Below are 12,763 nucleotides of genomic sequence, written 5' to 3' on the forward strand. Positions count from 1 at the left end.
GCATGCCGAAAAAACGTCCTTTGCATAATGCAATTGTCGACAATTTGCAAGGGAATTTTCCCCTTAACGGCCCATCTTTCCCTCCCGATGGTTTCCTTTGGTCCTTGTTCTTGACAGGAGATAGCCCCTTTGCTACTCTGCCGGCGAAGTGTCATGTTAACTGTGCTCAGGAACTGAAAAATATGGAAGAATTTATTACTGTTGAGCGGGCTAAAGAGGTGATTCTCGCCGGTGCTGTTCCCCTGGCACCGGAGAAAATCGCCATTACCGCTGCCCTGGAGCGGGTGCTGGCTGAAGATGTGGTGGCGGATATGACTATTCCGCCGCTGGATAACTCGGCGATGGACGGCTATGCCCTTAGGGCAATGGATACGTCAGAAGCTGCCGCAGACCAACCACTTCGCATGCCGGTGGTTGGCGAGATTCCGGCTGGACGGCAGTTTGCCGGTTGTCTGCAGCCTGGTGACGCCGTTCGAATTATGACCGGTGCGCCGATCCCCACTGGTGCTGATGCGGTGATCAGGCGTGAATATGTCCAGGAGAGCAAGAATTATATTACGCTGGTGGAACCGGTTCCCCTGGGCAATGATATCCGCTATGCGGGCGAGGATGTCCGCCGGGGGGAAACGATCATTGCCGCAGGAGCCGTGCTTACTCCGGCGATGATTGGCATGATGGCCGCCGTCGGCCTGCCGTTTGCGGCGGTCATTCGGCAGCCGCGGGTGGCCGTGCTGGCCACCGGTGATGAGCTGGTTGATTTTAACGAGCCGCCGACTGCCGGTAGAATACGCAACAGCAACAGCTATTCTCTGGCGGCCCTGGTGAAACATGCCGGCGGGGTGCCGATTGTCTTTCCGGTTACCGGCGATGACCCTGACCTGCTGCGCCAACGGGTGGAGCAGGCTGCCACTGCTGCCGACCTGGTGCTGACAACCGGCGGCGTCTCCATGGGAGATTATGATTTTGTCAAAACAGTGCTCAATGAGGTGTCGGGGGGGGTTCATTTCTGGAAGGTGAGAATGAAGCCCGGCAAGCCCTTGGTTTACGGTGCGGTGGCCGGCACTCCGTTGGTTGGCCTGCCCGGCAATCCGGTATCGGTGATGATCTCATTTGAACAGTTTGTCAGGCCACTGATCAAGAAAATGCTCGGTTATCCTCCATCTGCCTGGTTTTTACCCCGTCTGACGGCGATTGCCGGCGAGGAGATGCCCATTGCCAGGGGGCGTCGTTATTTTTTACGCGGGGTGGCGACCCAAACTCCCCAGGGACTCACAACCGTGGTGACCACCGGCCCGCAAGGATCAGGAATCCTGCGTTCCATGGTGGTGAGCAACTGTCTTGTCGTGCTCAATGAAGGTGATGAGCCGGTGAAAAAAGGATCGCCGGTGGAGATCGAACTGCTGGATTACGGTTGCTCGACAATTGTCGCCGGCCGATGAAGGATTGGTCCTTTTGAAAATTGTTGTTATTTCAGGTCCTACAGCGGCCGGCAAAACCGCTACCGCTATTGCCGTGGCCGCTGCCATCGACGGCGAGATCGTTAATGCTGACTCACTCCAGGTCTATCGCCACCTTGATGTTGGTACGGCAAAACCAACCAAAGAGGAGCAGGCGGTGGTGCCGCATCATCTTATTGATGTGGTTGATCCCGATGAACCGTACAGCGCTGCCCGGTATCAGAAGGAGGCAGATGAGGTGATTGCCGGGCTTGATGAGCGGCAAAAAGTTCCCCTGATGGTTGGCGGCACCGGTCTTTATATCAGATCCCTGCTCTATGGGTTGTGCTCCATACCGGATATCCCGCCGGTTATCCGCCAGGAGGTCCGCCAGCAGCTGGAAAAGGATGGCGTCGAGGTTCTTCATGACCGCCTGCGCCGGGTGGATCCCCAGACGGCCGATCAGCTGACGCCCCGTGACCAATCGAGAGTTTCCCGGGCGTTGGAGGTGTTTCTGGCCACCGGTACCAGTATCCGCCGATTTCAGGGGCAGCACCGTTTTGCCCGGCCCCGCTATCGGTTCCTGCACCTGTTTCTCCATTGTGATCGTGAGCTGCTTTATGAGCGGATCAATCAACGGGTGCAGACGATGATGGCGGCTGGATTTCTGGATGAGGTGAAGCGGCTTTTGGCCATGGGTTTCCCGCCGTCATTGAAGCCTCTGCAGAGCATCGGCTACCGACAGTTGATCCTTCACTGCCAGGGAGAAATCAGCCTCGATGAAGCTGTCAGGCAGACTGCCAGGGATACCCGGCACTACGCCAAACGTCAATATACCTGGTTTGCCCGGGAGGCGGGTGTTACCATGGTGGACGAAGCTGAACGGGACCGGATCCCCCGTCTGATCGAAATGTTTCTCAAGGAGTAGTTTTTGCACCAGTTTATGGTTCGCCATTTCAGTCGCTTTAGATTATTTTTCAATGACCATCTGCATCGGTTCCGGGCTACGGAACATGCGTTCATGGTTATTGTTGCCATTATTATTGGCGTGCTGGGTGGTTTTGGCGCGGTGGGCATCCAGTTTATGATTAAATTTTTCCAGAAACTGCTCTGGGGTGCCTGGCAGCCCGACCTGGCCTATCTGAAAACATTGCCCGTCTGGATTAAAATTGGCGTACCAACCTTTGGCGGTCTGCTGGTGGGTACCATTGTTCACTTTTTTTCCAAGGAGGCCAAGGGGCACGGGGTTCCTGAAGTGATGGAGGCCATCGCCCTGCGCAACGGAGTCATCCGCCCTCGGGTGGTGTTTGCCAAGCTGTTTGCCTCGGCCATCTGCATCGGTTCCGGGGGGTCGGTTGGCCGTGAGGGACCGGTTATCCAGATCGGTTCTTCCATTGGTTCAACGGTGGCCCAGTTCCTCGGGGTGACCGCCCAACGGGTCAAAGTCTTTGTTGCCTGTGGTGCGGCGGCCGGTATTGCCGCCGCTTTTAACGCACCCATCGCCGGCGCCTTGTTCAGCGTAGAGATTATTCTTGGTGATTTCGGTGTTGCCCAGTTCAGTCCCATTGTCATCTCTTCGGTGATGGCAACCGTGGTGTCACGTCATTTTCTCGGTGACTTTCCGGCCTTTGAAGTTCCCCATTATGAACTGGTCAGCCCCTTTGAACTCGTTCCTTACGCGGTGTTGGGCCTGCTGGCCGGCTTGGTTGCCCTGCTGTTTACCAAAGTGCTGTACTTCCTTGAGGATTATTTTGATGAACTGCGTCTCCACGCTATTGTGAAGACCGTCATCGGCGGGTTGCTCATTGGTCTTATGGGCCTGTTGGTTCCCAGTATCTACGGAGTCGGCTACAATACCATGAACATGGCCCTTCATGGACAGTTGAGCTGCCTGGTGATGCTGGCCCTGATTTTTGCCAAAATCCTGGCCACCAGCATCAGTCTTGGCTCCGGGGGATCTGGCGGGGTCTTTGCGCCCTCCCTGTTTATCGGCACCATGACCGGCGGCTTCTTTGGTTCCTTGATCCATTATCTGCTGCCGGCAGCCACTGCCACCTCAGGAGCTTATTCCCTGGTAGGCATGGGGGCCGTGGTCGCCGGGGCCACCCATGCCCCTATTACCGCCATTCTGATCATTTTTGAACTGACCAATGACTATAAAATTATCCTGCCGCTGATGATTTCATCGATCATTGCCACCCTGCTGACCACTAAACTGAAAAAAGAATCGATCTATACCCTGAAACTTATTCGTCGTGGAGTTGACCTTTTCCAGGGTCGCGAAGTCAACCTGCTGCGGTCGTTGAAAGTTGCTGATTATATTAATGAAAAGCCCGTGATCATTCCACCGAATTTGAAATTCTCTGCGTTGCTGGAGCTGGTGGCCAATTATCCCAACAGCCAGTTTTATGTTGTCAACGAGCAGCAGAAGCTGATGGGTTCGGTATCACTGCAGGAGGTCAGGAAAGCTTTGCTGGATCGGGATTATATTGCCGATCTGCTGATTGCCGTTGATCTGGTGAACCGGGAAATTCCCCGGGTGACCATGGAGGACAGTCTGGATCAGGTCATGAAACTTTTTGGCTCCTTTGAACATGATGAATTGCCGGTGGTCGAGCGTCTGCATCCCGATGTCATTGTTGGTTCCATCAAACATAAGGAAGTAATTGAAGCCTATAACCGCCAGCTTGTCAAACGCAATCTGAGCCAGGAAGTTTCTTCTTCGGTCAAACTGCTTGATCAGGTGCAGAAAGTTGACTTTATTGATGGGTATGTGATGGCGGAGATTCCGGTGCCGGTTTCTTTTGTTGGCCGGACGATCAGGGAAATTAATATCAGGGCCCGTTTCGGCGTTCAGATTTTGCTGGTTAAACGAGTGGTGGGTGAGCTTGAGGTTCGGCAGATTGTGCCGGCAGCTGATGAGCGGATCAGGGAAGGCGACCAGTTGGTGGTTCTCGGTAGTGATAGGGAGATCGAAACGCTGCGGCATCTGTAATGGTTTTGCCATCCGGCTCCCAGGGGAAGGGTGCCGGCATCCGGCGAGATAAGGTTATTATGATGGTGTCGCAATCATGGCAACCAGCGGTTAAGGGAAAAGAGGCGTACGCTGTGCGAGAAGATGTTGTCATACAGATTGTTCGTCGGGAGGGTGTTTCACTGCCCCGATATATGACCAAAGATGCTGCCGGCATGGATATCCGGGCTGCGATATCAGTAGATGTTGTCTTGCCACCGGGCGCCCGGGCGCTGATTCCCACCGGCATTGCCATTGCTGTGCCGGAAGGCTACGAAGTCCAGGTGAGACCCCGCAGTGGTCTAGCGGTCAAACATGGCATCACTCTGGTCAACAGTCCCGGGACCATTGATGCTGATTATCGAGGTGAAATCGGAATCATTCTAATTAACCATGGCAAGCAGGATTTTGTGGTGAAATCGGGTGAGCGTCTGGCACAGCTGGTGGTGGCCCCGGTCGTCCGCTGTTGCTGGGAGGAAGTAGATGAGCTGCCGAACACTGACCGGGGTTCAGGCGGTTTTGGCCATACCGGTAGTTGACCATCAAGGCTGTGACTGTCTGGTAATGTTGTAATCGGTCAATGGAGATCGAATATTTTTTAATGGGGGCAAGGTGATATAATGTTGGCTAAGCGACCAACCGAGGTGCATATTGATCTTGCCGCGTTCAGACATAATTTTCGTCTCCTGCGGCACAAGGCAGGAGCGTCCATGGGGTTGTTGCCGGTGATCAAGGCCGACGCTTATGGTCATGGCGCCGTTGTATTGGCCCGGACGCTGCAGCAGTGGGAAGGGGTTTCTTTCTTTGCGGTGGCGACGGTGAACGAGGCGTTGGCCATCAGGGCCGCCGGGGTTGAGGGGAAATTTCTTATTCTTGGCAGCCTCTATGAAGAGGATCTGGCATCCTTGGGCGGCGGTGATATGGTGCCGGTAGTCTGGCAGCAGGATACCGCTCAGCGACTGGCCGAATATGCCTGCCGGGAAGGGTTTTGCCTGCCGGTTCATGTCAAGGTGGATACCGGCATGAACCGGGCTGGGGTACCATTGTCCGAGGCGTTGGCTCTTATAACCGAGATTGATCGACAACCATCCCTGGTTTTGGCTGGCTTAATGTCCCACTTGGCGGCTGCTGACGGTTCTTCGGTCGATGCACGTGAGTATTGTCATCGGCAGATAGCACTTTTTTTGGCGCTGGTGGAGGAGGTTCTACAACTCGGCATTAATCCTCATCATATTCATCTGGCCAACAGCGCCGCTCTTATCCGCTATCCTCTGGCAGCCTGTACACTCTGCCGTCCGGGGATTATGCTTTATGGCGCGTATCCGGCACCAGATTTCAGTGCTGATTTGGCCCTTGAACCGGTGATGTCGGTGGTCAGCGCCATTGTCATGCTTAAAACAGTGGCAGCCGGTGAGTCGGTCAGCTATGGCTGTACCTTTACCGCCCGCCGGCCTACCCGGGTGGCATTGGTGCCGATAGGGTATGCTGATGGTTTGCCGCGTTTGTTGTCCAATAGGGGATGGGTGCTGGTTGGCGGCCGGCGGATGCCGATTATCGGTCGGGTGTGCATGGACTGGACAATGGTTGATGTGAGTGATATCAATGATGTTAAGGTTGGCGATGAAGTGGTGATTATCGGGCGTCAGGGTGACGAGCGGATTGCCGTAGAAGAAGTGGCCGACTGGGCGGCGACGATCTCCTATGAGGTCTTGTGTGGCTGGACCAGCCGGTTGCCGCGGGTCTATCACCAGGGATCACCAGGGTTGTTGTGAGTCGAATACGATACCGGGGCACACTGCGGCGAGTGAGGGCGAAGGTAGGCAAAGCGTTGGCTGATTATGCCATGACTGCCGATGGTGACCGGCTGATGGTGGCAGTGTCCGGTGGCAAGGACAGTCTGGCCCTTCTTCATATTCTGGAAACGCGGAAACAGTGGATTCCGGTTACCTACTATCTCGAACCAGTATTTGTCAGTCTGGGTGAACCGGAAGATCAGCAGCGGCTGACCGTACTGGAAACGATCGTCTCATCGCTCAATCTCCATCTGCAGGTTGTCAAAACAGATATTGGTTACCGGCTGCGCCATGAGCCGCTGACCGAGCACGTTTGCTTTCATTGTTCCCGCTGGAAGCGGCAGGCGCTCTTTAACCATGCCCGTGAACAGGGGATCAGTAAGATTGTCTTTGGTCATCACCGGGACGACATTCTCGAAACAGCCCTCTTGAACCTGTTTTATGGCAGCAATTTCAGCACCATGGTTCCCCACCAGCGACTGTTCAATAATGCGGTCTCCCTGATCCGTCCCCTGGCATATCTTGATGAAACGGACGTGATCGCCTATTGTGTCCACCATAACCTGCCGGCCAATCAGCCGCCCTGCCCACTGTCGGGAGACAATCAGAAAAGAATGCTGGTCAGAGACCTGCTGAAACGACTCCAGGCTGACAATCCCAGGGTGAAGGACAGTATTTTTCATGCCCTGGGGAATGTCCGTCGAGACTATCTGCTTGATGTTGGCCGCCACCGGTAGCCGGCCACGCAGTTTTTGAGCCAACTGCAAATCGATACTTTCCCTCACCGCTAGGCGTCTTTGTCCCGGATACGTGATACTGTTATGCCGCTGCCATAATCTCTTTGCCATTTGTTGTTTTGTTGGCATATTTTATGCTTAGATTGCTGGTAACTGCATCATCATTTTGCTTGTTGAGGACCGGCGTGAAACAGCTCCAGAAACATGATATCGCCTTAACGATTCCCAGTCCGCCGCAGATTGTTACCAAACTGCTGACAATGATTGCCGAGGATTGCTGTTCATCGGCAGAACTGGGGGAGCTGATCCTCAATGATCCGTCGCTGACGGCCCGAATTCTTAAGGTGGCAAATTCCCCTTTTTACCAATTCAGTAACAAAATTGAAACGGTCAGCCATGCCATTTCCCTCCTTGGCCAGGAGACCATCCGGATGATCTGTGTCAGCGAATCGTTCCTGGCTATTTTTCCGATGCATAAAAGACGGTTGCCGCATCTGTTCCAGCAGCATAATGACCACTCCCTGTTGACCGGCATTTTTCTCAAAGCCATCGTCACCCAGCTTGCATTAGCCATTGATCCTGAAAAGGCTTTTATTGCCGGGTTGCTGCACGATATCGGCAAACCTATTTTGTGGTTTAATTTTCCCGATAAGGTTGCTGCCTATGAGCAGGCCTGCAAAACAGGACTTCGTGGGGAGGAAGCGGAACGGATGGTTTTTGGTTTCGACCATGTGATGGTGGCCGGCTGGTTGGCTGACGAATGGTTCCTTGATGATGAGCTGCTCAATGCGATGGTCAACCATCACCAGCAAGATGACTCTGATATGCAGCAGCCTGATCTGACGGCGCTGCTCTCAATTGCCAACCTGCTGGCAAAAAGCGTCAGTCTGGCAGATGATGAGATTACTGTCCTGTCCCATGCCAGGACATTTTTACATGCTGCCCTGCCGCAGTTGTGTCTGGAGGTCCTGCTGGCTGATGTCAATCGGGCGGTGAAGCCTTTTCACGGGAATCTGTTTCAGGGCTTGGGATTCAGGGATGGGCTGGTGGAGGTTGCCGCTGCTGCTGAAAACGAAGCTGCCGTAACAGATGATTCGGTGATCTCTCTGGGTGATACGTACCAGGAGATGGTGAAGAAGGCGCTGACCGTCTTTAATACCTATAACTATTTTCTGGGAAATTTTCAGCTGGGCGAGGCTTTTTACCGGATGCTGGAAAACATCCAGCTGTCGTTGGGCATGTCACAGATATTCATCCTGCTCTACAACCGGAAAGGCCGGCAGCTGGTGGTAAAGGGGGCCCCGGCAGCCTATCGTCAGTTGGTTGGTTGTGCCATGGCAATTACTGAACAGGAATATGCTGTTTTTGCTGGCAGAGAGCAGCAGGAAGTCTGGTTTACCAGCGGGCAGCAGTCAGCGATGCCGGAACTTGCCACGAAGTTTTTACATCTGTTTCAGGCTGAGCTGAATGACCCGCAAGGAGTTTTTGTTCCGGTCCAGAGTTCCGCATCGCTGGTCGGTGGGTTTGTTGCTTTATGCCGGCCGGAGCAGCAGCAGGCCGCAATGATTATTGAATTCCTCCGTGGCTATGCCGTACAGCTGGCGTTGGCCATCAAAATTCACCGTCTGAATAAGAAAATGATGGCTGCCGAGCGCGACAAAACTGTTACGGAAATGGCCGGTTCGTTGGCGCACACCATCAACCAGCCGCTGCAGACCCTGGCCAGCTATATCTATCTGCTGGAAAAGGAGATGAAAATCGGTTCCTCCGGTAGTGCCCATCGCAATGCCTACTGCGACAAAATGAAAAAGGCGCTGGAGGAGATCAATAGCGGCATCAAACGTTTTCAAGCGGCCCGGGAATATGAAGCGGCAGACTATTACGGCCGGGAAAAAATTCTCAGTATTTAGTGCCCTGAAAACCGCTGTTTTCCAATCCTTCTCTGCAGTTTTGAGTAATTCACCTTGCGAGATGCCGGCCGCCAGACTATGTGTGGGCAGCATCCCGTCCCACGCTTAGTGCCATACTTTCCCCAATCCCAGACCTAATCCGGCCGCCCCCAGGCAGATAATCACATTCAGCAGAATATTAATCAGGGCTTTCTGCCAGTTGCCATGTTCAATAAAGTGCAGAGTGTCAACACTGAATGTTGAAAAGGTGGTGAAGGCCCCCAGGAAGCCTATGGTTATGGAGCTTTTCAGCTGGGGGGGAAGTTCGGGGAGGGCAGTGAAGCCTTGCAGCAGGAGGGCGAGCAGAAATGAGCCGGCAACGTTAACGGCCAGGGTGCCGTAAGGCATGGCGGTGCCAACCTGGTTGTGGACCCAGCCGGTGATCAGAAAACGACCAATAGCACCAAAAAAACCACCGAGACCGATAAAAAGCAAATGAACCATGGTTCCTCTGATTTCAAGGGGCATTCAGCCGCCGCCGTAAACTGCACCTGTTCTCGCTGATACTCATCTCTTCATGAGCTGTTTATGGCTTTACTGCAGCCCTTTCCTGCCTGTCAAGTACTATTCAGGTATTATTCATGATATATCTGTGATATCTCCTTGACCAGCAAGTCCATTTGTGTCAAAATTTCGCTGATTTACCCGTAATTTTCAGGCGTGCTCATCAACGGGATCATGTCGGTGTGCTTTCAGGAGGAAAACCGTAATGCGGCCGGCGATTGAGGGGGAAGTGTAGGAGGGGTCATGTTAATTGTGATGGATAAAGAAGCTTCGCAGGAGGCCATCGACCGAACAGTAAAGGCGGTGGAATCAATGGGCTTTCACGGTCGGGTTATTCCCGGTGCCGGCCGGGTTGCCATTGGCGTGGTTGGCAATCAGGGGTATGTTGAAGATACGGCTATCTCCCGGCTTCCAGGAGTTTCCCATGTTATTCATGTGACTAAACCGTATAAGCTGGTCAGCCGTGATTTTCACCCTCAGGATACCATTGTCACGGTGGATGACTTACAGGTCGGCGAAGGCTATGACCCGGTTATCATTGCCGGACCCTGCTCGGTGGAGTCGGAAGAGCAGATGTTTGCCACTGCCGAGCAGGTGAAAAGATCCGGGGCGCATATGCTTCGTGGGGGAGCATTTAAACCTCGTACTGGGCCGCATAATTTTCAAGGTTTAGGTGAAGCTGGCCTGCGGTTGTTGAGTGAGGCCGGCAAGAGCAATGGTTTGCCGGTGGTGACCGAAGTCATGCGTATCGGCCAATTGGAGTTAGTAGCCCGTTACGCTGATGTGTTGCAGATCGGTGCCCGCAATATGCAGAATTTTGATTTGCTGAAAGAGGTTGGTAAAATCGACAAGCCGGTTCTCCTCAAACGAGGCATGTGTGCCACTCTTGATGAGTTTTTGGCCGCGGCGGAATATATTCTGGTGGGCGGCAATCCCCGAGTCATCCTGTGTGAGCGTGGCATCAGAACCTTTGAAACGGCGACCAGAAATACCATGGATCTGGCGATTGTGCCGCTGGTTAAGGAAAAATCCCACCTGCCAATTATTGTCGATCCTTCCCACGCGACGGGAAAGAGTTCCCTGGTTGCGCCGATGACTGTCGCCGGTCTTGTTGTCGGGGCTCACGGGGTGATGGTTGAGGTCCATCCACAGCCGGAATGTGCCCTTTCTGACGGTTTGCAGTCCCTCGATTTTGTCACTTTTGACCGGCTCATGCAGCGGGTGAAGCATTGTTTGCCTAAAGTTGAGTAGCTGTCTGTAATGATAAAAAAAATATCTATTTTGCTTTCATTCCTGCTGTTTTTTTATGTTGCTATGGCGGTACCGGCTGCCCGTGCCGATCGTTCAGAGGAGGAGATAGCCAAGGTAGCCATCGGGGCATATCAAGACGGTTTCTATGATGTAGCCCGGGAAGAATTGGAAGATTTCCTCATTGCCTACCCCAACTCCTACCATGTTGCACAAATAAAACTGATTCTATTAATGACCTATCTGCAGCTTGGTGAATGTCGGGAAGCATCAGTCATCTGGCCGGAGCTGGCAAAAGAAGGCCGCCTTGAAGCGCTTGGCTTTTCCCCACCCCAACTGTTGTTTCAGTTGGGGCTTTGCTTTTTTCAAGAACTTGACTTTCCGCATGCGGACCTTTTTTTTCAGGAAATTATCCAGTCATATCCAACCAGCGGGCTGGCTTCCCAGGCCCATTTTCTGCTGGCCAAGATGGCTTTTCACCAAGGAAAGTTCGCTGTTGCTGTCGACCATGCATTGCCTTTCGTGACCGGCGATGACGGCCGCTTTTCACCGCCACAGCAGAAGGAACTGCTATCGATTGCCAGTCTGTCCTGTTATCGGATCGGCAAGTTTGCCGAGGCGTTGCCGTTGCTGCGTTCTTATTGCGATCGTTATGCTGATGGGATGGATCCACCTGCAAAACAGTATTACTTCAAGGTTCTGGTGGATGCATCCCTGAAGGGGAACCAGGTGTCCATTGCCAACCAGGTGATGGATCAGTGGCTGGCAGAATTTCCTCAGGTGAAGCAGGACGCCGATCTCCTCTTTGCTGTCGGTCAGGAGAATTATCGCCATCAACAGTATGATGCGGCCCGGAAATATCTTTTGTTGCTGGTTGCCCAGGAAGGCATCAAGCTTGAACAGCATCGGTTGGCCTACGGTTACCTGGTAAATGGCAATCTGGCAACCGGCCGGCAGCAGGATATGGTTTCCCTCTTGATCAAACTTATTCCGTTGGAAGAGGGGCTGCCGGAACAGTCCCAGCATTTGAAGCTCCTGGCAACGCTTTCCTACAATAGCAAAAACTATGTTCAGTGTGTTACTTCACTGGATCAGCTGCTGGAGCATTTTCCAGCGACTGTTCATGATGATGATATCCTGTTAACCTATCTCATGGCCCAATCGGTGCTGGGGAAATATCAGCAGGCGCTTGCAAATCTGCCGCCCGCAGATCGTCTTTTTGCAGACCTTGGCGGTGAAAAAAGGCAGGAGGCAGCATATCTCTATGCCTTGTGCCTGGAACAAGCCAGCCGGCAGGATGATGCTTTTCTTCTGTTGCGGAAGCTCTATGGTCAGATCTCCCAGCGAGAGGAAAAAATCAAAGTACTATACGTCCTCGATCGGCTGTCGCAAAAAATGGGTGATGCCGAACGGGCTGCGTGGGTAGCGAAACAGGTGCTGCAGGAATTTTCTTTGGATCGGCGGACCGATGAACAGTTGCTCAAAGAGTATCCTCACCTGGTGTTCAGTGTTGCACGGTATTTTTACCGGCAGCAGGAATACGGCCAAGCGGTCCCCTCCTTGCTGTGGCTTAAAGGTTTGCCGGTGCAACCTTCCCAGGATTTTTTTCATCAAGCTCTTTTTCTCCTGGGGGAGTGCTATGGCCACCTTGATAAGCCCCTTGACGCTCTTCCCCTGTATGAAGAGCTTGCCGCTGCCGGAGGACATTACCAGGAACTGGCAGCCTTGCGGTTGACGGTTTTTTATGAACGTCTGGGATACCAGGACAAAAAAACGGCGGTCTATGAGCTGCTGCAACGGCTTACCCATGATGCGGCCCTGAAGCGGGAGCTGCAGAAAAAAGACCGCCGTAAACTGCAGGATGAAGGCGGACAGCAATGAAACTTTTTTTCACGGCATGCGGTCTGGCTCTGGTCATTGAAGGGATGCCCTATTTTCTCTTTCCCTCCGGGATAAAGCGTCTATTGGCATCGCTGCAGGAAATGCCGGCCCAGTCGCTGAGATTGTTCGGCCTGACAGCAATGCTGATCGGCGTAGCCATCATGTACCTTGCCAAAATGAGCTAGACTGACCTTTTTACAGC

Annotated in this window: 11 protein-coding genes; 10 read left to right on the top strand and 1 reads right to left on the bottom strand. The window is 53.2% G+C overall.

From position 1 onward, the window contains the following. Positions 1-182: 182 nt before the first annotated feature. The 7 genes from JXO50_10200 to JXO50_10230 all read left to right on the top strand — a co-directional run bounded on the left by JXO50_10200 (position 183) and on the right by JXO50_10230 (position 8,889). Positions 183-1,439: a molybdopterin molybdotransferase MoeA gene (locus tag JXO50_10200; GenBank protein MBN2333459.1), complete on the top strand. Its 1,257-nt coding sequence runs from the start codon at positions 183-185 to the stop codon at positions 1,437-1,439. Between the two features lie 4 nt (positions 1,440-1,443). Continuing rightward, positions 1,444-2,364 (top strand): tRNA (adenosine(37)-N6)-dimethylallyltransferase MiaA, encoded by a 921-nt coding sequence (miaA, locus tag JXO50_10205; protein ID MBN2333460.1) that lies wholly within the window; start codon positions 1,444-1,446, stop codon positions 2,362-2,364. A 3-nt stretch (positions 2,365-2,367) separates the two neighbouring features. Then, positions 2,368-4,431 (top strand): chloride channel protein, encoded by a 2,064-nt coding sequence (locus JXO50_10210; GenBank protein MBN2333461.1) that lies wholly within the window; start codon positions 2,368-2,370, stop codon positions 4,429-4,431. Positions 4,432-4,493: 62 nt separating this feature from the next. Next, positions 4,494-4,988, top strand: a complete 495-nt coding sequence (dut, locus tag JXO50_10215) for a dUTP diphosphatase (GenBank protein ID MBN2333462.1) — start codon at positions 4,494-4,496, stop codon at positions 4,986-4,988. 81 nt (positions 4,989-5,069) lie between these two features. Further along, positions 5,070-6,221 (top strand): alanine racemase, encoded by a 1,152-nt coding sequence (gene alr, locus JXO50_10220; protein MBN2333463.1) that lies wholly within the window; start codon positions 5,070-5,072, stop codon positions 6,219-6,221. Beyond that, positions 6,218-6,979, top strand: coding sequence for a phosphoadenosine phosphosulfate reductase family protein (locus JXO50_10225; GenBank protein MBN2333464.1), 762 nt, complete (start codon positions 6,218-6,220; stop codon positions 6,977-6,979). Before alr ends, JXO50_10225 begins: the two co-directional genes overlap by 4 nt. 185 nt (positions 6,980-7,164) lie before the next feature. Continuing rightward, the gene (locus JXO50_10230) at positions 7,165-8,889 is read left to right on the top strand and encodes an HDOD domain-containing protein (protein ID MBN2333465.1); all 1,725 of its coding nucleotides are present in this window, start codon (positions 7,165-7,167) and stop codon (positions 8,887-8,889) included. Positions 8,890-8,994: 105 nt separating this feature from the next. On the opposite strand, the gene crcB is transcribed toward JXO50_10230, so the two are convergent. Beyond that, positions 8,995-9,372 (bottom strand): fluoride efflux transporter CrcB, encoded by a 378-nt coding sequence (gene crcB / locus JXO50_10235; protein MBN2333466.1) that lies wholly within the window; start codon positions 9,370-9,372, stop codon positions 8,995-8,997. Positions 9,373-9,675: 303 nt separating this feature from the next. Between crcB and aroF the strand changes: the two genes are divergently transcribed. Genes aroF through JXO50_10250 form a run of 3 tightly spaced genes read left to right on the top strand, consistent with a single transcriptional unit; the run spans position 9,676 to position 12,746 of the window. Continuing rightward, positions 9,676-10,683, top strand: coding sequence for a 3-deoxy-7-phosphoheptulonate synthase (aroF, locus tag JXO50_10240; protein MBN2333467.1), 1,008 nt, complete (start codon positions 9,676-9,678; stop codon positions 10,681-10,683). Between the two features lie 9 nt (positions 10,684-10,692). Continuing rightward, positions 10,693-12,561 carry a hypothetical protein gene (locus JXO50_10245; GenBank protein ID MBN2333468.1) on the top strand — a complete coding sequence of 623 codons (1,869 nt, stop codon included), beginning with the start codon at positions 10,693-10,695 and terminating at the stop codon, positions 12,559-12,561. Beyond that, positions 12,558-12,746, top strand: a complete 189-nt coding sequence (locus JXO50_10250; GenBank protein ID MBN2333469.1) for a DUF2065 domain-containing protein — start codon at positions 12,558-12,560, stop codon at positions 12,744-12,746. Before JXO50_10245 ends, JXO50_10250 begins: the two co-directional genes overlap by 4 nt. Positions 12,747-12,763 lie beyond the last annotated feature (17 nt).

It is taken from the genome of Candidatus Anaeroferrophillus wilburensis, assembly GCA_016934315.1.
Lineage (GTDB): Bacteria > Desulfobacterota > Anaeroferrophillalia > Anaeroferrophillales > Anaeroferrophillaceae > Anaeroferrophillus > Anaeroferrophillus wilburensis.

Bases quoted from the DNA above. Each gene is read 5' to 3' on its own strand.
- JXO50_10200 (MBN2333459.1), top strand. From the start codon at position 183: ATGGAAGAATTTATTACTGTTGAGCGGGCTAAAGAGGTGATTCTCGCC.
- dut (MBN2333462.1), top strand. From the start codon at position 4,494: ATGGTGTCGCAATCATGGCAACCAGCGGTTAAGGGAAAAGAGGCGTAC.
- alr (MBN2333463.1), top strand. From the start codon at position 5,070: ATGTTGGCTAAGCGACCAACCGAGGTGCATATTGATCTTGCCGCGTTC.
- crcB (MBN2333466.1), bottom strand. From the start codon at position 9,372: ATGGTTCATTTGCTTTTTATCGGTCTCGGTGGTTTTTTTGGTGCTATT.
- aroF (MBN2333467.1), top strand. From the start codon at position 9,676: ATGTTAATTGTGATGGATAAAGAAGCTTCGCAGGAGGCCATCGACCGA.
- JXO50_10245 (MBN2333468.1), top strand. From the start codon at position 10,693: ATGATAAAAAAAATATCTATTTTGCTTTCATTCCTGCTGTTTTTTTAT.
- JXO50_10250 (MBN2333469.1), top strand. From the start codon at position 12,558: ATGAAACTTTTTTTCACGGCATGCGGTCTGGCTCTGGTCATTGAAGGG.